General features: G+C 70.7%; 19 protein-coding genes and 1 pseudogene. 9 read left to right on the top strand and 11 right to left on the bottom strand.

The features are described from left to right. Positions 1-50: 50 nt before the first annotated feature. Both NRF20_RS07845 and NRF20_RS07850 read left to right on the top strand, forming a co-directional pair. A complete protein-coding gene (locus tag NRF20_RS07845; protein ID WP_413752280.1) occupies positions 51-878 on the top strand; it encodes a hypothetical protein in 828 nt (275 codons plus the stop codon). Between the two features lie 58 nt (positions 879-936). Further along, the gene (locus NRF20_RS07850) at positions 937-3,012 is read left to right on the top strand and encodes an MDR family MFS transporter (RefSeq protein WP_398630704.1); all 2,076 of its coding nucleotides are present in this window, start codon (positions 937-939) and stop codon (positions 3,010-3,012) included. A 26-nt stretch (positions 3,013-3,038) separates the two neighbouring features. Here NRF20_RS07850 and NRF20_RS07855 read toward each other — a convergent pair whose 3' ends face one another. The 5 genes and pseudogenes from NRF20_RS07855 to NRF20_RS07875 all read right to left on the bottom strand — a co-directional run bounded on the left by NRF20_RS07855 (position 3,039) and on the right by NRF20_RS07875 (position 6,418). Next, positions 3,039-3,488, bottom strand: coding sequence for a YchJ family protein (locus tag NRF20_RS07855; protein ID WP_398630703.1), 450 nt, complete (start codon positions 3,486-3,488; stop codon positions 3,039-3,041). A gap of 30 nt (positions 3,489-3,518) precedes the next feature. After that, a pseudogene (locus NRF20_RS07860) lies at positions 3,519-4,279 on the bottom strand (GlxA family transcriptional regulator); the annotation flags it as partial. A 159-nt stretch (positions 4,280-4,438) separates the two neighbouring features. Then, the gene (locus NRF20_RS07865) at positions 4,439-5,248 is read right to left on the bottom strand and encodes an SAM-dependent methyltransferase (protein ID WP_266355946.1); all 810 of its coding nucleotides are present in this window, start codon (positions 5,246-5,248) and stop codon (positions 4,439-4,441) included. A 73-nt stretch (positions 5,249-5,321) separates the two neighbouring features. Beyond that, on the bottom strand, positions 5,322-5,558 hold the full coding sequence (locus NRF20_RS07870; RefSeq protein ID WP_093896218.1) for a DUF397 domain-containing protein: 237 nt from the start codon (positions 5,556-5,558) through the stop codon (positions 5,322-5,324). After that, on the bottom strand, positions 5,558-6,418 hold the full coding sequence (locus tag NRF20_RS07875) for a helix-turn-helix domain-containing protein (RefSeq protein WP_266355948.1): 861 nt from the start codon (positions 6,416-6,418) through the stop codon (positions 5,558-5,560). The genes NRF20_RS07870 and NRF20_RS07875 overlap by 1 nt, the downstream gene beginning before the upstream one ends. 207 nt (positions 6,419-6,625) lie before the next feature. Between NRF20_RS07875 and NRF20_RS07880 the strand changes: the two genes are divergently transcribed. The 7 genes from NRF20_RS07880 (at position 6,626) to NRF20_RS07910 (ending at position 18,129) form a co-directional block, all read left to right on the top strand. Further along, positions 6,626-7,084 (top strand): ATP-binding protein, encoded by a 459-nt coding sequence (locus NRF20_RS07880; protein ID WP_398630701.1) that lies wholly within the window; start codon positions 6,626-6,628, stop codon positions 7,082-7,084. Further along, positions 7,078-7,518: a hypothetical protein gene (locus tag NRF20_RS07885; protein WP_266355952.1), complete on the top strand. Its 441-nt coding sequence runs from the start codon at positions 7,078-7,080 to the stop codon at positions 7,516-7,518. The genes NRF20_RS07880 and NRF20_RS07885 overlap by 7 nt, the downstream gene beginning before the upstream one ends. Before the next feature lie 265 nt (positions 7,519-7,783). Next, on the top strand, positions 7,784-11,431 hold the full coding sequence (locus NRF20_RS07890; protein ID WP_413752281.1) for a DUF4132 domain-containing protein: 3,648 nt from the start codon (positions 7,784-7,786) through the stop codon (positions 11,429-11,431). Further along, positions 11,428-12,564, top strand: coding sequence for an AAA family ATPase (locus NRF20_RS07895; protein WP_413752282.1), 1,137 nt, complete (start codon positions 11,428-11,430; stop codon positions 12,562-12,564). Before NRF20_RS07890 ends, NRF20_RS07895 begins: the two co-directional genes overlap by 4 nt. Then, on the top strand, positions 12,564-14,912 hold the full coding sequence (locus NRF20_RS07900; protein ID WP_413752283.1) for a DUF5682 family protein: 2,349 nt from the start codon (positions 12,564-12,566) through the stop codon (positions 14,910-14,912). The genes NRF20_RS07895 and NRF20_RS07900 overlap by 1 nt, the downstream gene beginning before the upstream one ends. Beyond that, positions 14,909-16,102, top strand: coding sequence for a VWA domain-containing protein (locus NRF20_RS07905; RefSeq protein WP_266355958.1), 1,194 nt, complete (start codon positions 14,909-14,911; stop codon positions 16,100-16,102). The genes NRF20_RS07900 and NRF20_RS07905 overlap by 4 nt, the downstream gene beginning before the upstream one ends. Then, positions 16,099-18,129, top strand: a complete 2,031-nt coding sequence (locus NRF20_RS07910) for a hypothetical protein (protein WP_413752284.1) — start codon at positions 16,099-16,101, stop codon at positions 18,127-18,129. The genes NRF20_RS07905 and NRF20_RS07910 overlap by 4 nt, the downstream gene beginning before the upstream one ends. Here NRF20_RS07910 and NRF20_RS07915 read toward each other — a convergent pair. The 6 genes from NRF20_RS07915 to NRF20_RS07940 form a co-directional block, all read right to left on the bottom strand. Continuing rightward, on the bottom strand, positions 18,126-19,472 hold the full coding sequence (locus NRF20_RS07915) for a 6-phospho-beta-glucosidase (RefSeq protein WP_413752285.1): 1,347 nt from the start codon (positions 19,470-19,472) through the stop codon (positions 18,126-18,128). The two genes, NRF20_RS07910 and NRF20_RS07915, sit on opposite strands and share 4 nt — an antisense overlap. A gap of 97 nt (positions 19,473-19,569) precedes the next feature. Then, positions 19,570-21,162, bottom strand: a complete 1,593-nt coding sequence (locus NRF20_RS07920) for a cytochrome P450 (protein ID WP_398630694.1) — start codon at positions 21,160-21,162, stop codon at positions 19,570-19,572. 65 nt (positions 21,163-21,227) lie between these two features. Further along, positions 21,228-21,842, bottom strand: a complete 615-nt coding sequence (locus tag NRF20_RS07925) for a GTP-binding protein (RefSeq protein WP_413752286.1) — start codon at positions 21,840-21,842, stop codon at positions 21,228-21,230. Further along, entirely contained in the window at positions 21,823-22,194 is a 372-nt protein-coding gene (locus NRF20_RS07930; protein WP_189279429.1) for a DUF742 domain-containing protein, read from the bottom strand. The genes NRF20_RS07925 and NRF20_RS07930 overlap by 20 nt, the downstream gene beginning before the upstream one ends. Next, entirely contained in the window at positions 22,191-22,598 is a 408-nt protein-coding gene (locus tag NRF20_RS07935; protein WP_093896207.1) for a roadblock/LC7 domain-containing protein, read from the bottom strand. The genes NRF20_RS07930 and NRF20_RS07935 overlap by 4 nt, the downstream gene beginning before the upstream one ends. Further along, the gene (locus NRF20_RS07940; protein WP_413752287.1) at positions 22,595-24,202 is read right to left on the bottom strand and encodes a sensor histidine kinase; all 1,608 of its coding nucleotides are present in this window, start codon (positions 24,200-24,202) and stop codon (positions 22,595-22,597) included. Before NRF20_RS07940 ends, NRF20_RS07935 begins: the two co-directional genes overlap by 4 nt. Positions 24,203-24,470: the final 268 nt, after the last annotated feature.

Raw genomic sequence — 24,470 nt, forward strand, 5'->3', positions numbered from 1 at the left:
GTCGACGTCGTTGGTCCACCGTCCGCCGACACACCTCATGGGGGAACGCCATGCCCGCCGGCCCGCGCCCGTCCGTCCTCTTCGTCACCGACCTCTCCTACGAGGCCCGTGGTCGCCGCTACTGCGACGAGGACATCTTTCTGACGTCGCGGCTGCGCGAGGAATTCGATGTCGCGCTCTGCCACCCCCGGGACGCCGCCGCGCTGCTCGACGGTTTCGAAGCGGTCGTGGTACGCAACAGCGGTCCGGTGCTGCACTACCAGGAGGCGTACGACGCGTTCCGTGCGCGGACGCGGGAACTGGGCGTACGCGTCTACAACCCGCTGCACGGCCGCGGGGACATGGCGGGCAAGCAGTATCTGGTCGATCTGAGCCGGGCCGGATATCCGGTGATCCCCACGGTGGACCGGGCGGCGGATCTGGGGCTGCTGCCCGCGGCCGCGGAGTATGCGGTCAAGCCGAAACTGGGGGCGGACTCGGTCGGGCTGCGGTTCATACGGGAGGCCGCGCTGCCGGCGAGCGAGGACGGCACGCTGCTCGTCCAGCCGCGGATCGATTTCCGTTACGAGGTGTCGTTCTACTTCATCGACCGCGACTTCCAGTACGCGCTGTACGCACCGCATCCGGAGCAGCGGTGGGTGCTGGAGCCGTACGAGCCGAGCGCGGCGGATCTGGAGTTCGCCCGGAGTTTCGTGGAGTGGAACAGTCTCGGCCATGGCATCCAGCGGGTCGACGCCTGCCGGACCGCGGCGGGCGAGCTGCTGCTCGTCGAGTTGGAGGACCTCAATCCGTATCTCTCGCTGCACCGGGTGGCGGAGCCGGTGCGGGAGGCGTTCGTGACCCGTATGAAGGCTTCCGTGCGGGATCTGCTGACCTGACGCCACGTCCGGCCGTCCCCCACATGCGGGGGACGGGGGCCGGTGTGAGGGTGCAAGCGTGACCACTGCCAGCGAGACCGCCCCCGCCGCGCAGAGTGCCGCCGCGCCACCCGTACTCGATCCGCGCCGCAGGAACATCGTCTTCGCAACGATCGTGCTGGGGATCCTGCTGGCCGCCCTGGACCAGACGATCGTCGGCACCGCACTGCCGACGATCGTCTCGGATCTCGGCGGCGCCGCGCATATGTCCTGGGTGGTCACCGCGTATCTGCTCGCCGAGACGGTGGCGACGGTCCTGGTCGGAAAGTTCGGCGACCTGTTCGGCCGGAAGATCATCTTCCAGCTGTCGGCGATCATCTTCATCACCGGCTCGTTCCTGTGCGGCCTCGCGACCAATATGACGCTGCTGATCGTCTGGCGCGGACTGCAGGGCATCGGCGCGGGCGGGCTGATGGTCACCTCGATGGCGCTGATCGCCGACGTTATCCCCTTGCGCGAGCGCGGCAAGTACCAGGGTGCGCTGGGTGCGGTCTTCGGGGTGTCGACGGTGATCGGGCCGCTGCTGGGCGGGCTCTTCACCGACCATCTGAGCTGGCGCTGGGCGTTCTACGTCAATGTGCCGATCGCGATCGTGGTGGTCATCGCCGCCGCCCGGACGATCCCGTCGGTGAAGGCCGCCGGGCGGCCCGTGATCGACTATCTGGGCATCACGATGGTCACGGTCGGCGCGAGCGCACTGATCCTGGCGACCAGCTGGGGCGGCAATGAGTACGCCTGGGGATCGCCCGTCATCATCGGTCTCTTCGCGGGCGGTGCCGTGGCGCTGGCGCTCTTCTGCCTCGTGGAGTTCCGGGCCCGGGAACCCATGCTGCCGATGCGGCTGTTCCGGAATCCGGTGTTCACCGTCTGCTCGATCCTGAGCTTCATCGTGGGCTTCGCGATGCTCGGCGCAATGATCTTCCTGCCGACGTATCTGCAGTACGTCGACGGCGACTCGGCGACCCTGTCGGGTGTGCGGACGCTGCCCATGGTCATCGGGCTGCTCGTCGCCTCGATCTTCAGCGGCAACGTGGTCTCCAAGACGGGCCAGTACCGGATCTTCCCCATCATGGGCTCGCTGATCATGGCGGTCGGGCTGTTTCTGCTCTCCCGGATGGGCCCGGACAGCGGGGTGTGGCTGGAATCGCTCTACATGCTGGTGCTCGGGGTCGGCATCGGCCTGTGCATGCAGGTGCTCACGATCGCGGTGCAGAACACGGTCGACTACTCGGACCTGGGTACGGCGACGTCGGGCGTGACGTTCTTCCGTACGCTCGGCAGTTCCTTCGGTACGGCGGTCTTCGGCACGATCTACGCCAATGCGCTGAAGCCGAATCTGACCGACGGCGTCGCGGCGGCGGCCCGGGCGGGCGGCGACCCCGCGGTGCTGGCGAAGGCCGCGCAGAGCCCGCAGGGGCTGCACGGACTGCCCGCCGCGCAGTCCGCGCCACTGGCCCAGGCATACGCCGACACACTGCACACCGTGTTCCTGTGGACGGTGCCGGTCGCGGTCCTGGGGTTCGTCGTGGCGCTCTTCCTGAAGCAGGTGAAGCTGCGCGACACGGCGCGGGTCGGCTCTACGGACATGGGCGAGGGGTTCGCCCAGCCCGGCGCCGGCGACTCGGCCAAGCTCCTGGAATTCTCCGTGGCCAAGATCCTGCACGGAGCGCGTGGGGACACGGCACGGCGGATCGTCGCGGAGTCGGACACCCGGCTGGACATGGCAGGGGCCTGGGCGGTGATGCAGGTCGAGCTGTTCACCCGGATGGTCGGCCATGCGGGTCTGAACCTGATCGCGGCCCGGCACCGGGTTCCGCCGGAGGTGCTGGTGCCGGTCTTCGACCGGATGATCGAGGAGGGCTATCTCACCGGCGACGGTCATCTGTTCATGCATACGGCCGCCGGGAGACGGGAGGCCGCAGCGATCAACGACGCGTGGGCGCGGTGGCTCAATGAGCGCCTGGACGAGAGCGGGGCACGCCCGGACGACCGGCAGCTGCGGGTTGCGGTGGATGTGATCGCCAAGCGGTTGCTGGCGGAGGACCTGACGCAGGCGCTCTCGCCGGAGAAGCCGCGGGTGGCGGCCGCCATCTGAACGGGCCCGGTCACCGCGCGGCCGGGTCAGTCGACGAAGACCGCCGTCGAGTACACCCAGGCGCCCTCGGACCGGACGAAGCGGCTCTTCTCGTGGAGCGAGTCCGGCCGCCCGTTGTCGGTGTAGTGCGCGCGGAAGGTGACCGTTCCTGTGGTGTGGAACGCGCTGCCGTCCGTCGTCTCCAGGATCTCCAGGCGGACCCAGCGCATCCCGGCATCGAAGTCGACGGCGGGCGGCCGGGTGTCGGGGTGCCAGGTGCGGAGCAGATACGCCTCGTCCCGGACGACGAATGCGGCGTACCGGGAGCGCATCAGCGCTTCGCAGGTCGACGCTGCGACGGTCCCGGCGTGCAGGCGGCCGCAGCAGTCCGGGTAGGTGGCGGGCAGGCCGCACGGGCACGGCGACTCCGCGGTGATCGCGGGCGTCCGCGCTCCGGCGGTGGCGGACCGCTTCGGTCGTGTGGTGCGTCGTGACATGCGTCCATTGTCACCTGCGGGCCGGCCGGTTCAGCCGGCCGGGGTGAAGCGGCGACGGTACTCGCTGGGGGCAGTCCGGTGCGGCGGCGGAGCTGGGTCCGCAGATTCGTCGCCGTACCGAGTCCGCTGGTGCGGGCGACCACGTCGAGGCGTTCCTCGCCGCGCTCCATCAGCCGGCAGGCGAGGGTGATCCGGCGTTCGGTCAGCCGGCCGAGCGGGGTCGTGCCGAGCTGGGCGCGGAAACGGCGGTGCAGGGTGGCCGGGCTGACGGCGGCGCGGGCGGCGAGGCCGGTCACGGTGAGGTCCGTGCCGAGGTGTCCCTCGGCCCGGTCGAGGAGCGGGCGGAGCGAGCTGTCGGGGACGTCGGGCAGGGGGTACTCGACGAACTGGCGCTGGCCGCCGTCGCGGTGGACCGCGAAGACCGGACGGCGGCTCACAGCGGCCGCGATCTCCGCGCCGTGGTCGGTGCGGATGATGTGGAGACCGGTGTCCAGGGCGGCGGCGCTGCCGGCTGCGGTGATCACCCGGCCGTCGTCGACGAACAGCACATCGGGGTCGAGGTGGACCTACGGGTGACGGGCGGTGAAGGCGTCGGCCCAGCGCCAGTGGGTGGTGGCCCGTCGGCCGTCCAGCACTCCGGCGGCGGCCGGCGTGAACGTACCCGTACAGGAGCTGACCAGCCCGGCCCCCCGGGCGTCCGCGCGTCTGATCGCGTCGAGGACGACCGGATCGGGTTCGGTCTCCGGGTCGGGGCGGTTCGGCACGATGACGGTGTCGGCGCGAGGTACTGCGGGCCCTGCTGATCAGCGGCCGGCAGGAGGACGGCGAGGTGGCCGCGCTGCGTGTGACGGGCGCACGCGTCTCGGGCTCCCTGAACGTGCGGTACGCGACGGCCGAGTACGCGGTGCTGCTGACCGGCTGTCACTTCGAACAGGCGCCGGGCCGGGCGGTCAGGCCTTGCGGGCCACGCCGGCGTAGCCCGGGATCGGCTCGTCGCCGGGGACGTCGATGGCCTCGCCGAGCTCCGGATGCCAGTCCGCGGAGAGTGTGACACCCGGCTCGACGAGTTCGAGTCCGTCGAAGAACGTGGTGAATTCGGCGTGGGAACGCAGGCGCAGCGTCATCCCGCGGGCCTTGTACAGGGCTGACGCCTGCGCCGCACCCTCGAGGTCGAAGTCCCCGGTGGTGTGCGAGAGCACCAGATAGCTGCCGGAGGGGAGCCGCTCCACCAGACGGTCGACGAGTTCGGCCGCGCCGTCCTCGTCGTCCAGGAAGTGCAGCAGGGCCAGCAGCGACAGCGCGATCGGCTTGTCGAAGTCGAGAACCTTGCCGGCCTGCTCCAGGATGACTTCCGGCTTGCGGGCGTCGGCCTGGATGTACTCGGTGGCGCCCTGTGGGGTGGAGCGCAGCAGGGCCGCCGCGTGCGCGAGGACGATCGGGTCGTTGTCGCAGTAGACGATGCGCGCGTCCGGGGCGGTCCGCTGGGCGATCTGGTGGAGGTTCGGCTCGGTGGGGATGCCGGTGCCGATGTCGAGGAACTGGCGGATGCCGTTCTCGGCCAGCCACCGGGTGGCCCGGTGCATGAAGGCCCGGTTGACCCGGGCCATGTCGCGCCCTCTGGCGTCGAGGGCCAGCAACTGCTGGGCCATCTGTTCGTCGACCGGGTAGTTGTCCTTGCCGCCGAGGAACCAGTCGTACATCCGGGCGGGATGCGGCTTGCTGGTGTCGATCTCGATGGCTTGGGGCTCGTGCCCGGTCATAGCGCGCTCCATGGGTCCATAGGTCGGCGAACAGCAAGAGTGTGGGGCAGGGAGGGACTTCGGCGCTGCGGATTCAGGTGAGAAGGAAGTCCGCCTGGCCGGACTTGGCCCCCTGGATGAAGGCGGCGATCTCACGGTGGGAGTAGATCAGGGCGGGGCCGTCGGGATCGGCGGACTGGCGCACGGCGACTCTGCCGTCCGACAGCTTCATGGCTTCGACGCAATTGCCTCCGTTCCCACCGCTCCACGGCTTGTACCAGCCCTCGGAGCCGAGTTCGGCGGCCGGCATGCCGTTGTATATGGGTTCCATCACAGCTCCTTGCGGAAGTCCCGGAGGATTTCCTTCGTGCGTTGTGCAGTTGCGGCCTGAGCCGCCATGCGGTCCATGACTTCGAGGTAGGAGGCCACCTCGGGGCGCGCGTCGAAGTAGACGGCTCCGGTCAGGTACTCGCTGTAAACCATGTCGGGGAGTTCAGGGACGCCGAAGCGGAAGAGGACGAAGGGGCCGTAGGTGCCCGGATGGTGGCCGGTCGAGAATTCCGCGATCTGCAGCGTCACATGCGGCATCTCGGTCGCTTCGAGCAGCCGGTCGATCTGCCCGCGCATGGCGTCGGCGCTGCCGACGGGACGGCGCAGCACCGTCTCGTCCATCACCACCCAAAGCTTCGGGGAGTCCGGCCTGGTCAGCAGGGACTGACGCTCCATCCGCAGCGCCACATGGCGCTCGATGTCTTCGGGCCTGGTCTGGCCGACGGCTCCGGTGCGCATCACCGAGCGCGCGTAGTCCTCGGTCTGCAGCAGTCCGGGGACGAAGTGCGGCTCGTACATGCGCAGGAGGCTCGCGGCGCCCTCCAGGCTGACGTACATGCTGAACCAGTCGGGCAGCACATCGTGGAAGCGCTGCCACCAGCCGGGTTTATTGGCCTCCTCGGCGAGCTCCACGAAGGCGTCGGCCTCGTCGTCGGCGATCCCGTACGCCTTCAGCAGCAGCTGGACATAGGGGATCTTGAGAGCGACCTCGGCGGTCTCCATCCTGCGTATCGTCGCAGGTGCGACCCGCAGCACCTTGGCAGCCTGGTCACGGCTCAGGCCGACACGCTCCCGCAGATCCTGCAGGCGTTTGCCGAGAACGACCTGACCCACGGTCGGGGCGGACCGCGGTTCGCTCACTTCAGACCTCCCGATGCGCTGTTTGCCAGCAGTGTGCCATGCGCGGGCCGCCCAAGACACAGGCACTCTGAAATTTTCAGAGTGCCCCTTGCCAAGTGTTCTCGACAGGGGGAGAGTTGGTGAGTGAACCAGTTCACGTAGTCACGACCGCCCTCATTTACGTGGGACCGCGGAGTGTGACGCAGCCCCCACTGTGAGGAATCGGTTGTGGCACCTGGCAGTGCGCTTATCCCCCGGCTCATGGATCTCAGCCCCGGGACGGAAGCGCTCCGGTACTGCTTCGCGCTGCCTGCGCGCCCCGAATCGGTTGCCGGTGCACGGCGGCTGACGAGGGCTCGGCTCGACGAGTGGCGGCTGGACGAGGACGCGCACGAGGCGGCGATCCTGATCGTCTCGGAACTGGTCACCAACGCGGTGGTGCACACCGAGAGCGCTCGCGTCGTGTGCGAGCTGCACTGCCTCGACGGACGGCTCCGCATAGCCGTACAGGACCAAGGACACCAGCCCGGCGGGCCGCAGCTGTGCCGCACCGCCGATGACGAGCACGGACGCGGCTTGCTGCTCGTCGACGCGATGAGCAGCTCCTGGGGTTCCCGCGACGCGGGCTACGGCTCGGGCCGCATCGTCTGGGCAGAACTGCCGCACGGCTCGGAGCGGTCATGTTGAAGAACGCCATGTCCCATCTGCTCGGAGCGCGCCGCTCCCGTGAGCCCCAGATCGCCGTCGCCACGGACACAGTGCAGTTGCCGCTGCCGCCCGCACTGTCGGCGAGCCTGGGCTGCGACGCGGTGGGGGTGCCGTCCCGGTACGGCTTCCGGCTCATGTCTCATCTGCCACGCACCGGTTGCGTCTTCGCGGATGCCGACCGCTGGTGGTGGATCGTGCCCGCCGGCTCCGACCTCGATCTGGACTGGCCCGCGCAGGCCGCCTATGCGAAAGGGGCCTGCGTTCCGGCAGTACGGCCCCGGCTGATCCACCAGCCCGACAACCGCACGCCGTACACCCCGCCCATCCCGCTCTTCCTGATGGTGTGCCAGGTCACCGGTGTGACGCCGTCGTGGGCACCGTCCGGCGGTGCACGGGCCGTCTCCGCTCCCTGACCCGGCCCTGAGAGGGGGCGGGGTTTCCCTCAGGCACCCCGCCCCCCTCTGCTCGCTCGCCTACGGAACGTCAGAGCGGCTGGCCTCGGGACTGCCATTCGCTCGCTCCGTGCGCAGGGAAGAGCTTTCACACAGCGGTTGACCTGCTGCTTCACTTGCCGGACACCCCGGTCACGCTGCGTTGTCAGTGGTGCGTTCTACTGTGGCACCACTGATCGAAAAGCCCGCGGCAGGCGGGCTGTCCGGGTGTGAAGGGGGCGGGACTGTGCGCCGCTGGGAGTACGTCGAGGGCAGTGCCTCGAAGTTCTGGGAGACCGAGGCCGAGGGTGCCGTGGTGACGGTGTGCTACGGGCGGTGCGGGAGCGACGGACGTACGCAGACGAAGGAGTACGCGTCGGCCGAGGCCGCGTCGGCGCAGGTCCGCAAGACGATCGCGGAGAAGGAGAAGAAGGGGTACCGCGAGGTGGGGGCGTCGGCTGCGGGCACCGCAACGGCAACAGGGGCTGCCGCGGCGACTGCGGCCGCGCCGGGCGCGGTTCCCGGAGCGGACACTTCCGGGCTTCCCGAAGCGGACGCTCTTGTTCTGCCCGACGAGGACACCTTTGTTCTTCCCGCGAACTGGCGGCGAACGCTCCACCCCCGGCGCGGCGGAGTGCACCGGGTGCCCGGCAAGGCGCGGCAGGAGGCGCTCGGCAAGGTCGAGGACCGGATCACCGAAGAGGCCGCCTGGATCCAGGAGTTCGTGGACGCGCCGCGTTCGGATGCCGGACTGGCCGACCATCTGCGGGCGCATGCCGCCGGAAGCCCTTCGCCGGTCGGAGCGGCCGTTATGGCCTCGGTCGTCAGGCTTCCCGTGCCCGACTCCGCGTGGGCGGACCACTGGTCCGGGCGCTACGGACTGCCGTTCGCCGCACGAGCCGCGGTCGAGATGTTCTCGGTCGACGCCGACTGGCACCAGAGCGGCCACCGGCGGAGCGCGCCCCGGCTGGAGGCGCTCGCAGGCCCGCGCCACGCGTACTGGGCGAGGGACCGACGGTTGCCGATGGACCGGGTCCGTGCGCTGCTCGCGGCGGCCGACGAGGAGACCTACCGGGCGACGGTCGAAATGCTGGCCAAGTGCCGCACCGACGCACTGCGCAAGATCATCGTCTCCTATCTGGTACCGAGCGAGACCGGCTGGGTCGACGAGCTCTGCGCGGATCCCGAAGTGAGCGCGGAGCAGGACCGCACCCTGCGCACCATGGTGTTCAGCTCACTGAACTCGGCCGACCAGATGACGCAATTCCCCTACCGGCCGGACTTCACCGACGGAGTCGCGTTCATCGCGACGGTCGCCGAGGGCATCGGACCGGCGATCGCTCCGCTGTTGGCCGACTCCCTCAACGGCAACCACTACTACGCCGACGGCGTGAAGCTCGCCGCCAACTCCCTGGTCGAGTTTCCCACCGACGAGGCCTTCCTCGCTCTGCTCGCCCACGCGGACTCGAAGCACGTCCGCCCCGCTCTCCTCGACGCCATGCGCCGCTATCCGGTGCGTGCGGTGCGACTGCTGGCCGCCGAGGTTCGCGGCAGCTCGGACGCGTCGTCCAGCCGGACGCTGCAACTGCTGCGCGGTCATATCGGCGCCCACCACGAACTGGTCTCGCTCGCGCTCGGGGAGCTGGACGCCGAGGTCGTGGAGATCGTCGAACCGCTGCTCAACCCTGCGGACCTGATCGCCGACGCACCCGTGGACGCCCTGCCGACCGTGCTGACGGCGCCGCCGTGGTCCCGGCCCCGCACCCATGCCAAGGCCGCGGTGGTGACGGGGCTGGCCGCGGTGTCCGAGACCTCGCTGGAGTGGCTGCCCGAGGAGCAGTCGGCATGGGCGGCCAGCTCCTCCTGGTACACGGCCAGGCACAGCAACGGCGACTGGGAGAAGGACACCGCCACCCTGCATCACGACCTGGCCGCGGGCGGTCTACAGCCGGCCTGGGTCTTCGTGCACGGGCCCGAGGAACTGGTCGCCCCGCTGCTCGCCACCTGGGATCCGACCGACCTGTGGGACGGCGAGGACACCTTCAAGCCGATCGCCGCCCGCTTCGGCCTCGCAGCGCTGCCACTGCTGCTGCGCGCCGTGCCCCGGCAGCCCGGTTCGCTCGCCCCGCTGCTGCTCCCGTTCGTCGATGCGCAGGTCGCCCGGCACATGGCGGACTGGGCGGCACGGCTCAAGTCCACTGCGGCGACCGCCCGTTCCTGGTTCACCCGGCACGGCGTCGCGGCCGCCCCGCTCCTGGTGCCGGACGCCGTGGGCAAGGCGGGCGCCGCACGGCGCGCCGCCGAACAGGCACTGACGCTGATCGCCACGGTGCACGGCGACACCGTGGTGCGCGATGCCGCTCGGGCGTACGGCACGGAGACGGTTGCCGCGGTGGAGGCGCTGCTGGCCGCGGACCCGCTGGAGCGGGCGCTGCCCGCCAAGATGCCTGTGCTGCCGGGCTGGGCGGAGCCCTCGCTGCTGCCCCAGATCACGGTCCGGTCCGGCGGTGCGCTGCCGGTGCAGTCGGTGCGCCACGCCCTGACGATGCTGGCGCTGTCGAAGCCCGGCGAGGTGTACCCAGGGGTCGCTTCGCTCGTCGAGACGGCCGATGCCGCTTCACTCTCCGAGTTCGCATGGGCCCTGTTCGAGCAGTGGCAGCTGGCCAATCTGCCCGCGAAGGAGTCGTGGGCGCTGCACGCGCTGGGACTGCTGGGCAACGACGAGACGGTCCGCCGGCTCACACCGGTCATCCGCTCCTGGCCCGGTGAGGGCGCGCACCACCGGGCGGTGGAGGGCCTCGATGTGCTGGCGTCCATCGGCACCGATGTCGCGCTCCTGCATCTGCACGGCATCTCGCAGCGGGTGAAGTTCAAGGCGCTGAAGGCACGCGCCCAGGAGAAGATCGCCGAGGTTGCCGCGGGGCTCGGACTGACCGGGGAACAGCTCTCCGACCGTCTGGTGCCGGACTTCGGTCTGGACGCGGACGGTTCGACGGTCGTCGACTACGGCACCCGTTCGTTCACGGTCGGCTTCGACGAGCAGTTGCGGCCCTATGTGCTGGACGGTGACGGCAAGCGCCGCAAGGATCTGCCGCAGCCCGGCGCCCGGGACGACGCGGAGCTCGCCCCGGCGGAGCGCAAGCGGTTCATGGCGCTCAAGAAGGACGTCCGGACGATCGCCTCGGACCAGGTGCGCCGGCTCGAGGCCGCGATGGTGACCGGGCGTTCCTGGACGGCCCAGGAGTTCCAGGAGCTGTTCGTCGGTCATCCGCTGCTGTGGCATCTGGTACGCCGGCTGGTGTGGCTGAGCGAGACGGACGACGGCGTGCGCACGGCGTTCCGGGTCGCGGAGGACCGTACGCTCGCCGACGCGGAGGACGATGTCTTCGCCCTGGCCGACGACGCGACCGTGCGGCTCGCACACCCGCTGCATCTCGGGGAGGAACTGACCACCTGGTCCGAGGTGTTCGCCGACTACGAGATCCTTCAGCCGTTCGCGCAGCTCGGACGCACCGTGTTCGAGCTGTCCGAGGAGGAGAGGTCGGGTTACCGGCTCACCAGGTTCGAGGGGCTCAAGGTGCCGACCGGGAAGGTCCTGGGGCTGGAGCGGCGGGGCTGGGAGCGCGGGGCGCCGCAGGACGCCGGAGTGGAGCGCTGGATCTCCAAGCGGCTGACCGACGACTGCTACCTGGTGATCGCGCTGTACGAGGGCATCGCGGTCGGGGTGGTCGACATGTTCCCCGACCAGATCCTCGAAACGGTCTGGCTCGACGGACAGCCCAATGATCACTGGGACAGTCGCAGCCACCTGCTCCGTTTCGCCGACCTGGACGCGGTGACCGTGTCCGAACTCCTCGGCGACCTGACGGAACTCACCGAGGGCCTCGCATCATGACCGCACGGAACGAGACGCGCCTCGAGACACCGGACGGCGGTCCGGCTCCGGTGCAGCGGCCACCGGCAGAGGTGCGGTACGCCGAGGAGCTGGCCGCGCTGCGGGCCGGCGACCGTGATCCGCGGCCGCCGGGCTGGGAGCTGAGCCTGCGCGCTGCGCGCCGCTTCGTCATCGGTGACGCGGACGCTGGTATCAGCCGGAAGTTCGTCGGCAATCCCTCATTGGTGGACCGGGCACTGGTGACGCTGGCGACAAGCCGTGGGCTGATGCTGGTCGGGGAGCCGGGCACCGCCAAGTCGCTGCTGTCCGAACTGATCGCGGCCGCGGTCAGCGGGGACTCGACACTGACGGTTCAGGGTGGCGCGGCCACCACCGAGGACCAGATCAAGTACGGCTGGAACTACGCACTGCTGGTCGCCGAGGGTCCCTCCACCCGCTCGCTGGTCCCGGCTCCGATGCTGCGCGGCATGGCGGAAGGCAGGCTCGTACGGTTCGAGGAGATCACCCGCTGTCCGCTGGAGGTGCAGGACTCGCTGTTGTCGCTGCTCTCCGAGCGGGTGGTGGCGATCCCCGAGCTGACAGGGCCGGACGGCATGGTCTTCGCCCGGCAGGGCTTCAATGTCATCGCGACGGCCAACACCCGGGACCGGGGCGTCAATGAGATGAGTGCGGCGCTCAAGCGGCGGTTCAACTTCGAGACAGTGTTCCCGATCCCCGATCTGGACACCGAACTGGCGCTCGTCGAAGCGGAGGTGACCACTCTCCTGCGGCGTTCGGGAGTGGAACCGCCGCCGGACCGGGATGTGCTGGAGGTCCTGGTCGGTACGTTCCGGGAGCTGCGTGCGGGGGCCGGCGAGAAGGGCGGACCCGGTGGGGGCTCGGACCGTCCTTCGGCGGTGATGAGTACCGCGGAGGCCGTCTCGGTCGCCCATGCCGTGGGCGTGCGCGGCTGGTTCCTGCGCGGCGAGCCGGGCAGTGCCGCCGATGTGGTGGCGTGTCTGGCGGGGACGGCGGCCAAGGACAGCCCGGAGGACCTGGCCCGCCTGCGCCGCTATCTGGAGCAGCAGGTGCCGCGCCGTCGAAGCCCGGCTTGGAAGGCCCTGTACGACGCACGCCATCTGCTGGCCGACTGATGTCCGCGGTGTTCCTGGGGGTGCGTCACCACTCCCCCGCCTGCGCACGGCTCGTCGAGCGGACCGTCGAGGAGCTTCGGCCCGCCCAGGTGCTGATCGAGGGTCCCGCCGAGATGAACGGACGGCTGGACGAGCTGCGGCTCGGGCATGAGCTGCCGGTCGCGGTGTTCAGCCACTACCGCGACGGGCAGCGGTCCGCTACGTCCTGGGCGCCGCTCTGCGACTACTCGCCCGAGTGGGTCGCGCTGCGGGCGGGGCGGGCGGCCGGGGCGGAGGTCCGCTTCATCGATCTGCCGGCCTGGCACCCGGCGTTCGCCGAGCGCACCAACCGCTACGCCGATGCGGAGGTCCGCTACGCGCAGGCGACACAGCGGCTGTGCCGGCACTTCGCGGTGGACTCCTCGGACGCCCTGTGGGACCGCCTTTTCGAGGTCGAGCCCCACGACGGTCTCGCCGAACGGCTCGACGCGTACTTCGCGCTGGTGCGCGGGGACGCGGAAGCCGATGCCGGCGACCGGGCGCGCGAAACGTACATGGCGACGTGGGTCCGGGCGGCGGTCGCCAAGGCCGGGGACCGGCCGGTGCTGGTGGTGACCGGCGGCTTCCACCAGCCCGCGCTCCGGGCGCTCACCGGGTCCGGCGGGGAGAGCGCTGCCGGCGGCGACGGCTGGGAGCGTGGCGCGGACGGGTGGCCAAAGGTGCCCGCCCCGCCGGACGGGGCCATGGCCGGGAGTTTCCTCGTGCCCTACTCCTTCCGGCAGTTGGACGCCTTTGCCGGGTACCAGTCGGGGATGCCGTCTCCCGGCTACTACCAGCAGGTGTGGGAGGCGGGCCCCGAAGCCGCGGCGGACGGCTTGCTGCGCGTGGTCGTCGAGCGGCTGCGGGCGCGTGGATTCCCGGTGTCCACCGCCGATCTGATCGCCGCGCGGAGTCTGGCCCAGGGGCTCACGGCGCTGCGCGGCCATCCGCGCCCCGCCAGGATCGATGTGCTGGACGGTCTCGCGGGCGCCCTGATCACGGACGACCTGGACCGCCCGCTCCCGTGGACGAGCCGGGGCACGCTGACGACGGGGGCCCATCCTGCGGTCGTCGAGATGGTGGCGGCCTGCAGCGGCGACCGTACCGGGCAACTCCATCCCCGCACTCCGGCGCCGCCACTGGTTCACGATGTGGCGGCGCAGCTGGCCGGGCTGGCGCTCGACGGCGGCCCCGAGGCCTCGTACCGCCTCGATCTCACGGACTCCACCGACCTGGAGCGCAGCCGGGTGCTGCACCGGCTGCGGGTGCTGGGGATTCCCGGTCACGGCCGGACGGCCGGTCCCGAGCACGGAATCGACCCGGTCTTCACGGAACGCTGGGAGGCGCAGTCCGTCTCGGGGCGCGAGGCCGCGCTGGTGGAGGCGGGGGCCTACGGCGCGACCCTTTCGGAGGCGGCGGCGGCCACGCTCACCGAGCGCACGCAGGACGCCGCGGCCGAGGCCGATGGCCTGGCCCGGGCGTTGTTCGACGCCGTGCTGTGCGGGATGGACGGGTTCTCCGAGCAGTTGCTCGGTGAACTTGCCTCCGGCGTAGGAGAGTTGAAGGACGCCGGATCGCTCGGCGACATACTCTCCACGGCCCTGGGGCTGTGGCGGCACGACCGGGTGTTCGGGGTGGCGCACGGTCCGCTGCTCGCCGCTGTGATCGACGGGGCGACGGGTCGGCTGCTATGGCTTCTGGAGGGGGCGCGCGGTGCGTCGGGGGTGGACTTCCCTCGTCTGCGGGCCGTGGTCGCGGTGCGCGACGCCCTGCTGCACGCGCCGGAGTTGCTCTCCGTCCCGCGGGAGACGGCGGCCGCGATCGCGTGGCGGATCAGCGGTGATCCGGAGGCGCCGCTCGATCTGCGCGGGGCCGCGTTCGGCCTGCGCCGGACCCTGGCGCAGGCCCCGGACACCTCCGGGGACCCTGCCGAGGCGGTACGCACGGTCGTGACGGCCGGTACTGATGCGCTCGGCGACTGGCTGGCCGGACTGTTCGCGCTCGCCCGCGACGAGGTGACGGGCGCGGTGCGGAACGAGCGCGGCGGTGGCGCGGAGTCGCTGATCGATGTGCTGGACAGCCTGGTCTGCGCGCTGCCCGACAACGAATTCCTGTCGGGGCTGCCCGCTCTGCGTCAGGCCTTCGCATTCTTCCCGCCACGCGAACGCGACCGGATCGCCGGTCGCCTGTTGGAACGGCGCGGGGTGCGCGGCTCGTCGCGTTCCCTGCTGCGGACCACCGAGGACCCGCTGCTGATCGCCCGGGCCCGCTCCCTGGAGGAGTCCGTGTCCCGACTGCTGGCCCGCTATGAACTGGGAGCCACCCCATGACCACGCCCGAACACGTACCCGGCCGGGCACCCACGCCCGGGGAAGGAGCCGACACGGCTCCCGACGCCGGGCTGGAACGCTGGCGGCTGGTCCTCGGTTCCGCCGCCGAACGGCACACCGGACCGCTGGGGCCGGGCAACGCCGGCCGGGATGCCGCACTCGACTGGCTCTACGGCCGCGACCCCGACCTCGCCAGACGCGGTGTGCGCCGCTCCGGCACCACCCCCCGTACGGGAGGTGACGGCCCGTCCGCCGTGACCGCGGTCGACTGGCTCGACGACATCCACCGGCTCTTCCCGAAGGAGACCATCGAGCGCCTGGAGCGGGACGCCGTCGAGCGGTACGGCATCCAGGAGATCGTCACCGACCCCGCGGTGCTGGAGCGGGTCGAGCCGAGCCCCACCCTGCTGCGGGCGGTGCTGCGTACCAAGCATCTGATGAACCCGCAGGTGCTGCGACTGGCCCGGCGCATCGTCGAATCGGTGGTGAAACAGCTCCTTGCCAAGCTCCGGCCGGAGATCCGCCGGGCATTCCACGGCACCCGCTCCCGTAGACCCAGCCGGGTGCCGCTGGCGAGAGACTTCGACTTCCGGCAGACCGTACGGGCCAACCTCGCCCACTACCAGCCGGGCGAGCGGCGTCTTCTGATCGAGCGCGCCCACTTCCACTCCCGTACCCAACGTCATGTGACGCAGTGGCAACTGATCCTGCTGGTCGACCAGTCGGGCTCGATGGCCGGATCGGTGATCCACTCGGCGGTGACCGCCGCGTGTCTGTGGGGCCTGCCCGGCCTCAAGACGCACCTCGTGGCCTTCGACACCCAGGTGGTGGACCTGACCTCGGATGTGACCGACCCGGTGGAACTGCTGATGCGGGTCCAGCTGGGTGGCGGCACCGACATCGCGCGGGCCGTGGAGTACGGCGCGGGTCTGGTGGAGAATCCGCGGCGCACGATCGTCGCGCTGATCACCGACTTCTACGAGGGCGGCGACCCCTACCGGCTGCTGCGCACGGTGCGTGCGCTGGTGGAGCAGGGCAGCACCGTACTGGGGCTGGCCGCGCTCGATGAGGACGCCAACCCCGAGTACGACCGTGAACTGGCCGGACGGCTCGCAGCGGCCGGGGCGCACATCGGGGCGATGACACCGGGCCGCCTCGCCGAGTTCGTCGCCGAGAGGCTGGGGCGATGACCGACACAATGAGCGGCGCCGTCGCCGCACGCCCCGATCTGCTCGCCCTCACTGCGGACACGCTCGCGGCACTGGCCAACCGCGGCCTGGTCAAACGGGCCACGAAGGAGCTGGACGCAGGCACGGTTCCCGCTCTCACGACCGACCCGGACACCACGGTGCGAGCCCGCTTCGGCGACGGCACCACCACGGTGCTGCCGCCCGGCAGGGGTCTGGACGACCGCGAGTGCAGCTGCATCGCCCCGGGCGTGTGCCGCCACCTCATCGCCCTGGTGCTGGCCTATCAGCGCCGGGCCGAGGCCCGAACGGACGGCGGCGCCCCCGCCCCCGTCGCCGACTGGTCCCCCGGCAGCACCGACGACGCGGCCCTGGCCGAAGCCGTCGGCGCCCGTCCGCTCGCCGCGGCCCGCCGCACCTTCGAGCGGGGTTACGCCGCCGTTGTTCACCGTCCGTCCCCGGACCATCCCGAGCCCCGGGTCGAACTCCCCACCTGCACAGTGCGGTTCCCGGTCCCCGGCGAGATCGCGTACGCGCTGACGGATGCGGCAGCCGCGCTGCGCGGCGAGGTGGTGGCGCTCGCGGTATGGGCGTTCCGGGCCGCCGACGCAGCAGGGACCGACGAGCGGTCCGTCCCCGTCCAGGTCGGCGGACGCGCCACCGCCCCGTCCACGGTCGGGCCCGCGCTCGACGCGGCCGTCGGACTGGCGGATGAGCTGCTGGCGGAGGGCGTGGCCCATGTCGGACCGGTCCACGGCGGAGCCCTGGCACGGGCCGGTGCCGGGCTGACCGCCGAGTCGCTGCACTGGCCCGCGGGTGCGCTCGCCGAGTTGACGGACCAGCTCACGGCGTACGCCGACCGCAACGCCCACTACCGCCCGGAGCTGGTCGCCGCCCTGCTCACCGAGTTGTACGCCCGTAGGCGGGCCGCCGCGCTCCCCGGCGTACTGGGTACCCGCGAGACCGGGGACACCCCGCTGCGCCGGGTCCGGCTCACCTCGCTCGGCTGCCGTGTCCACGGCACACCGCAGTCCCTGATCTGCGAGGTGTATTTCGCTCATCCCGGCGCGGGCACCGTCCTCGTCCTGCGAAAGACCTGGACGGCTTCCGAGGGCAAGGAGCTCACCGGCCATCTGCTGTCCACCCGCCGCGTCCTCGCCACGCCCCTGAGCTCACTGGCTGCCGGAAACCTGGTCAGCGAGAGCGTGCGGCGCACGCCGAGCCGCGCGCTGTCGGTCACCCGGGGCCGGCTGCGCACGACGACCATCACGCCCGTCGGCGCCGCCTGGACGGAGCTTCCGGAGCCGTTGCTCGTACGGGATCTGTCCGCGCTGACGGCGGGCTGGGAGGGCAGGCCGCCCCGGCTGATCCGGCCGCGGATCGAGGCGGAGGCGGTCCATGTCGTCGCCCTGTCACAGGTGGAGAGCGTCGGTTACGACCCAGCTGAGCAGCGCCTCGAAGCCGTCGTGCGCGATGCCTCGGGGACCCCCGCGCTGGTGACGTCGGGCTACCGGGCGCAGTGCCCCGGTGCGTTGGACGCCCTGGCCGACGCGCTGGAGGGCGGCGCCACGCACGTCAGTGGTTCGGTGCACCGCTCCGGCGGTGGAATCCGGATCGATCCGATCGCGGTGCTCACCCCGGCCGGGGTGGTCGTGCCCGATCTCGCGCCCGGTGACGGTTCCACGGCGTTGGCGGCGGCGGCGCACCATCCGTCCGATCCGCTGACGGCGGTGCTGGACGAGGCGATATCCGCCATGGCGGCGGTGCCGCACAGCGGACTGCGCCATCTGAGCAGCCCCGCCCGTTCCCGTATCGACGAGGCGGCGACTGCGCTGTCACGCACCGGCCTGACCCGTGCCGCGACCCTGCTGCGCGCCTTCCTCGACGCCCTGGACAACGGCGCCGCGCCGAACGAGGAGGGCCTCGCCACCCGCTCCGATGCGTGGCTGGAAGCCCAGCTCCATCTCCTGGTAAGCAGCGAACTCCGGTCCTTCCGACCGGAGTTCGTAGCCGCTTCGGCACCCGTCTAGGGCCGGTTCAGATAGGCGAGCCCGGGATGGGCCTTCGTGTACCCGTCGAGGAGTCGTCCGGCCACGGTCACCGAGTCGACCAGCGGGTGCAGCGCGAAGGCCTTCACGGCGGTGGCGCGTGAGCCGCTTTCCGCCGCGTCCAGTACCGCGCGCTCGACGGCCTTGACCGCGGTGACCAGTCCGACGGCGTGATACGGAAGCGGGTCGACGGCGACGGGACGGACGCCGTTCGCGTCGACCAGGCACGGCACCTCGATGACGGCGTCCGCGTCGAGCACGGAAAGCGTCGTACGGTTGCGGACGTTGAGGATGAGCGAGGTCCGTTCGTTGCGGGCGACGGCCCGCATGAGGGCGAGCGCCACCTTCTCGTAGCCGCCGGACTCCAGATCGCTCTCGTCGCGCTCGCCGACTCCGGCGACCTCCCGGTTCTCCGACATATAGGTGGCTTCGCGTTCGGCTCGGGTGCGGTCCCAGGCCGGCAGTGCGGGGGCGGCCGGGTCCTTCACCCGGGCGTAGAAGCCCTCCTGCTGCTCACGGAGGAAGGCTCCCCGGGTCTGCTCGGCGTCCTGGTAGGCGCGTACGGCTTCCCGGTTGAAGTAGTAGTAGTGCAGGTACTCGTTGGGGATGGCGCCCAGCGACTGCAGCCAGTCGACGCCGAAGAGTCTGCCTTCCTCGAAGGAACCGAGAAGTTCCGGGTCCGCCAGCAGCCGCGGCAGTTCGTCGCGGCCGTCGACATGCAGTGCCCGGACCCAGCCGAGGTGGTTGAGGCCGACGTAGTCGATCCGGGCCCGGTCGGGGTCGGCTCCGAGCACCCGGGCGATTCGGCGGCCGAGGCCGACCGGGGAGTCGCAGATGCCGATGACCCGGTCGCCCAGGTGACGGGACATGGCCTCGGTGACCAGGCCGGCCGGGTTGGTGAAGTTGATGACCCAGGCGTTCGGGGCGAGCCGCGCGATGCGTCGCGCGAGGTCGACGGCGACGGGCACGGTGCGCAGCCCGTACGCGATGCCGCCCGCCCCGACCGTCTCCTGGCCGAGTACGCCTTCGTCGAGGGCGACCCGTTCGTCGGCGGCCCGTCCTTCGAGGCCGCCCACGCGGATCGCCGAGAAGACGAAGTCGGCGCCGCTCAGGGCCTCGTCGAGCTCGGTGGTGGCGGTGACGGCGGGCGCGTCCGGGACGTTCCCGGCCTGTTCGCCGAGCACCCGGGCGATGGCGGTGAGCCGGTCGGCGTCGGTGTCGTAGAGGGTGACCGCGCTCACGCGGCCCTCGGCGTGATCGGCGAGCAGCGCCCCGTACACGAGTGGAACCCGGAATCCGCCGCCGCCCAGAATTGTCAGCTTCACGCTTCCGCATGGTACGTGGGCGGGCCCGGACGGGGCCCGGGCGACGCCGGACGGCAGCTCTCCACCGGGCCGGTGATTCGTCTCGGCTCCCACCGGTTCAGTTGCCGCGCCACCAGCGGGAAACGGCCCGCCACAGCCTCGTGGGTGCGGCTTCGCTGCGCTGCTGCGGGATCCGGCCTGCGGCGGACCGCCCGGCGGACGTGCCACCGGACTCGTCGGTCACCGTCGCAGTGGACGTCACACCAGGCGCACCAGGCGCACCAGGCGCACCCATCGAGGCAGGCGCCGGTGCCGCACCGGGAGGGCGTCCGGGTGTGGGGGCGGTGTGCCGGACCGTGGACTGCACCTCCCAGTCCTGGCGCGGCAGGTTCGGCCTCCCCATGGACGGCGGTTCCTTGTCGTCCTGCGGCTCACGCGCGGCGAAGTCCGCCGGAAGCTCCACCAGGTGCCGGCTCATGATGTTCCCGATCCAGCTCAGCTCGCTCTCGTCGACGGCGAGTTCGAGGTCGGGGAGCCGCATGAGCAGGGCGTCGACACCGACGTCCGCGATGGCGCGTCCGATGTCCTGCCCCGGGCATTCATGGGGGCCGCCGCTGAAAGCGAGGTGGGCGCGGTTGCCTTCCATGTCGGCGTTGAAGTCGGGCCGCACCACCGGATCGGCGTTGGCCGGTGCGATGCCGACGATGAGGGCGTCGCCCGCCTTGATCTGCTTACCGCCCAGTTCGGTGTCGCCGACCGCCCAGCGGCCGAAGACCGCGGTGAACGGCGGTTCGTCCCACAGGGTCTGCTCGACCGCTTCGGGCACCGTCATATGACCGCCGCTGAGCCTGGCCCGGAAGCGGGGGTCGGTGAGCACCATGCGCAGGACGTTGGCGATCAGATTGGCGGTCGCCTCGTAGGAGGCGATGAGGATCAGCCGCAGATGCTCGCTGACCTCCTGGTCGTTCATTCCTGCCGGATGCTCGACGAGCCAGGTGGCGAAGTCGTCCGCGGGTTCGCGCCGGCGGCGTTGGACGAGCCGGGTCAGCGCCTCGAGGACATAGGCGTTGCTCGCGACCGCGGTCGCCGTGCCACGGGTCATGTCGCGGGCGGCCTGGACCATCCGGTCGTTGTACTCCTCGGGCATGCCGAGGATCGCGCACATCACCATCATCGGCAGCCGCTCGGCGAACTGGCTGACCAGGTCGACACGGCCTTCCTGGCAGAAGTCGTTGACGAGCCGGTTGCTGTAGCGGTTGACGTGGCGGCGCACCCCGCGGGTGTCGATGCGGCCCATGCTGTCGGTGACCGCGCCGCGCTGGCGTTCATGGGTGGCGCCGTCGGCGAAGACACAGACCGGCTGCCAGGTGAAGATCGGGGCCAGTGGGTGGTCCGGCGCGACGGTGCCGTCCTGCAGGGCCCGCCATCGCCGGGAGTCGCGGGAGAACTGCGAGGGGGTACGAGTCAGGTGCAGGTTCTCGCTGTGCCCGAGTACCAGCCAGGCGGGTACGTCTCCGTGCAGCAGTACGGGGGCCACGCTGCCGTGTTCGGCGCGCAGCTTGTCGTACAGCCCGTGGGGGTCCCGCTCGGCCTCCGGGCCGTAGAGCCGACGCAGTCCGCCGGGACCGATACCGAGGCCGTGGGCCGGGCACTCGGGGGGCGGAACCGGCCCCTGAGCCGCTCCGGGCTCGTAGTGGAATGGGGTTGTCACGATCGCTCCAGGGATCAGGATTCCAAGGACCAGACGGATGGGACGCGCGGGGGTGTGTACTGCTGTCAGGCGAGCGGGAGGGCCAGACTGTGCAGATAGCGCATCAGCGTCATCAGTACGTCGCGGCTGGAGGCACGCAGCCGGGCGTCGCAGTCGATCATCGGGACCTCTTCGGAGAGGTCCAGAGCGGCACGCAGCGCCTCGACGGGGTGTTTCGGGGCGTCGGGGAAGGTGTTGACGGCGACGACGAACGGCACGCCGCGCTCCTCCAGCCGCCCGATGACGTCGAAGCTGACTTCGAGGCGGCGGGTGTCGATGAGGACCACCGCGCCGAGGGCGCCTTCGAACAGGCCGTTCCACAGGAACCAGAACCGTTCCTGGCCCGGCGTGCCGAACAGATAGAGGATCAGTTCCTCACTGATGGAGATCCGGCCGAAGTCCATGGCGACGGTGGTGGCGGTCTTGCTCTCCACCCCGAAGTTGTCGTCCACGCCGACTCCGGCCTGGGTCATGGTCTCTTCGGTGGTCAGCGGCCGGATCTCGCTGACAGATCCGACCATGGTCGTCTTGCCGACCCCGAACCCTCCGACGATCACGACCTTCACCGCGGCTGTCGCCGTGGTGGGAAGGACGTCCTCGCGCCGGGGGCCGGTGATCGTGTCAGAGCTTCTGAAGTCCATGCATCACCGCTTCGAGAAGGGACCTGTCCGGGAGAGTGGCGCGGACGATGGGCGCGCGCGATTCGATGAGTTCGGTCGCGAGGAGTTCCGTGAGGAGCGATGTCACCACGCTGAAGGGCAGACCGAGGTACGCCGAGATCTCGGCGACGGATAACGGCGCCTGACAGAGCCGCAGGATCACGGCCTGCTCGGGCTGGACCGTCGGCGTCGGCTGGGCCTTCGCGACGACCATCGTGACCAGGTCGAGCGGCGCCCGCTCGCTGCCGTCGGGATCGCCGGTGATCACGTACAGCCGTTCCGGGTCGCTCAGTGCCGGATCGGCCTTTCGGCGTTCTCGTCGGGGAGAATTCATCCGGCCTGCCCGTCATGGCGCGGCGGGCTCGTCAGGTGGGCACCGATCCTGACGACCATGTCGCGCATCCGCGACCCGACGAGCCCCGCGTCGACCGTCTCGCCGGCAAGGACCGCGAGGTACGCGCCGGTTCCGGCGGCCATCAAGTAGAAGAATCCGCCGGTGACTTCAATGACGACGAGGCGCATGAGGCCGTCGCTGTACGGGATTTCGGAGGCGACGGCGGCGGCCAGGCTCTGCAGCCCCGCGCAGGCCGCCGCGAGGCGGTCGGCGACATCGGGGTCGCCGCCGTGCCGGGCGATGCGCAGACCGTCAGCGGAGAGCACCACGATCTGGTGGATGTCCGGCACGTCGTCTGCCAGTTCCTTGAGCATCCAGTCCATATTTCCCCGCTGCTGGATCACTTCAGGTCTCCCTTGTCCCAGGCATCGTCAGAGTCTTCGTCGGTCTTCGGCTCCTGCGGCACACCGTTGACGGCGTTGGTGAAGGCCTCCAGCCAGAGTCCGGGGGGCTGCGCCTTGCCGCTGTCGTTCCCCTGGCCGTGGCCGCCGGTGTGGCCGTTGCGCTGTCCTGCGGTGGGGGCGACGGCCTGCGCGGGGAGGTTGTGCGAGCCCAGGGGGGCGCGGCCGCGGCTGCGGCGTTGCGGGAGACCGCCCGCGGTCCACTCGGTCACCACGGGGACGTCGTCCTCCATGGCGGCCGCGGGGACGACCGGCCGGGTGACGGGTGCGACCGGTCCGGTGGCGGGTCGCTGGGCCACGGGGCGGGGCTTGCGTCGTGCCGGCACGACGTGCTTCATGGCCTCCTGGTCGATGTCGCTGGTGGGCCTCGATGTGGCGCCGATGCCGTGGGCGATGCCGGGAGCGGGTCCCGTGGTGATCATGGCGCGGGGCACGATGAGTACGGCGCGGACGCCGCCGTACGCGGACTGCCGCAGCGAGACCTGGAGGTCGTACATCCGCGAGAGCCGTCCGACGACTGCCATGCCGAGTCGCGGGGACTCGCCGAGGTCGTTCATGTTGGAGCCGGCCTGGGCCCTGGCGAGCATGTTCTCGGCCCGCGCGCGGGCCTCCTCGCTGAGCGAGACGCCGCCGTCCTCGATCTCGATGGCGATGCCGGTCTGCACCTCGACGGCGGTGACGTGCACCCGGGTCTGCGGCGGCGAGTAGCGGGTGGCGTTGTCGAGGAGTTCGGCGCAGGCGTGGATGAGCGGTTCGACGGCCGTGCCGATGATGGCGACCTTGGCGATCGAGTGCAGATCGACGCGCGGGTACTCCAGGATGCGCGACATGGCGCCGCGCAGCACGCTGAACAGCGGTACGGGCTTGGGCCATTGGCGACTGGGGCGGGCGCCGCCGAGTACCGCGATGGAGTCGGCGAGGCGGCCGATCAGTGCGGTGCCGTGGTCGATGCGGAGCAGGTCGTCGAAGACGTCGGGGTTGCGCCCGTGGTGCTCCTCCATCTCCCGCAGTTCACTCGCCTGGCGGTGGACGATCGCCTGGACGCGCCGGGCGACGTTGACGAAGGCGCGCTGCGCGGAGTCACGCATCGCCTCTTCGTTGTCGACGATGTTCAGCACCGTGTAGACGAGGGTGCGCTGGGCGTCGGGCAGGTCGCGGTACAGCTCGTCCGCGTCGACGACGTCCCGGAGCACCTCTTCGGGTGAATTGCCCACGCGCAGCCGGTGGATGGCGGCCGGCAGGAGCTCCTTGCTGATCCGCACGGTCTCGTCGTCGTGTGTGGCGATGCGCCGCTCCAGGTCGGTGAAGCGCCGTTCGTACACCGCACGCTGGGTGCGCAGATCGCGTGCCCGGCGGGCGAGTTGAAGGGTGAGTGCGGCGACCACGACGGTAGCGAGCGCGCCGCACCAGACGACTGGTATCCGCGCGGCCGCGGAAACCAGTGCCACCGCGGCGGCGGTGGCACCGCCCATCAGGAGCACGGGCAGCAACATGGCGCGAACGACGGGGGTTTCTCGTTCGATCGGCGGTGATTCAACACGAACCATCTAAAACCTCTGGCGGTTGATTCTGGAGGTATACGCGCTTGCAGGACACTCGGGAACAAGCGCTCGAATTCATATCAACTCGACTTCGCTGCGCGTGAGCTTAGTCAGATCGGAACAGTGCTTCGGCACATTCACCCAACCCCCTGCGCGAGCGCCCCCGCGGTAATACACTCACGAGTTTTTGCACGCACCGCCTCCACGCGTACACAAGGAGTAACGAGTGGGGGGAATTTCGCGAGGCGGAGCACACTTCGTACCTCACAGAGGG

The sequence above is a fragment of the Streptomyces sp. R-74717 genome, assembly GCF_047305335.1.
Taxonomy (GTDB): Bacteria; Actinomycetota; Actinomycetes; order Streptomycetales; family Streptomycetaceae; genus Streptomyces; species Streptomyces atratus.

What these genes read in the sequence shown, in the direction of transcription:
- NRF20_RS07940 (WP_413752287.1), bottom strand. Translation starts at nt 24,202, where the DNA reads ATGGTTCGTGTTGAATCACCGCCGATCGAACGAGAAACCCCCGTCGTT.
- NRF20_RS07895 (WP_413752282.1), top strand. Translation starts at nt 11,428, where the DNA reads ATGACCGCACGGAACGAGACGCGCCTCGAGACACCGGACGGCGGTCCG.
- NRF20_RS07905 (WP_266355958.1), top strand. Translation starts at nt 14,909, where the DNA reads ATGACCACGCCCGAACACGTACCCGGCCGGGCACCCACGCCCGGGGAA.
- NRF20_RS07900 (WP_413752283.1), top strand. Translation starts at nt 12,564, where the DNA reads ATGTCCGCGGTGTTCCTGGGGGTGCGTCACCACTCCCCCGCCTGCGCA.
- NRF20_RS07930 (WP_189279429.1), bottom strand. Translation starts at nt 22,194, where the DNA reads ATGAATTCTCCCCGACGAGAACGCCGAAAGGCCGATCCGGCACTGAGC.
- NRF20_RS07885 (WP_266355952.1), top strand. Translation starts at nt 7,078, where the DNA reads ATGTTGAAGAACGCCATGTCCCATCTGCTCGGAGCGCGCCGCTCCCGT.
- NRF20_RS07925 (WP_413752286.1), bottom strand. Translation starts at nt 21,842, where the DNA reads ATGGACTTCAGAAGCTCTGACACGATCACCGGCCCCCGGCGCGAGGAC.
- NRF20_RS07865 (WP_266355946.1), bottom strand. Translation starts at nt 5,248, where the DNA reads ATGACCGGGCACGAGCCCCAAGCCATCGAGATCGACACCAGCAAGCCG.
- NRF20_RS07910 (WP_413752284.1), top strand. Translation starts at nt 16,099, where the DNA reads ATGACCGACACAATGAGCGGCGCCGTCGCCGCACGCCCCGATCTGCTC.
- NRF20_RS07845 (WP_413752280.1), top strand. Translation starts at nt 51, where the DNA reads ATGCCCGCCGGCCCGCGCCCGTCCGTCCTCTTCGTCACCGACCTCTCC.
- NRF20_RS07870 (WP_093896218.1), bottom strand. Translation starts at nt 5,558, where the DNA reads ATGGAACCCATATACAACGGCATGCCGGCCGCCGAACTCGGCTCCGAG.
- NRF20_RS07855 (WP_398630703.1), bottom strand. Translation starts at nt 3,488, where the DNA reads ATGTCACGACGCACCACACGACCGAAGCGGTCCGCCACCGCCGGAGCG.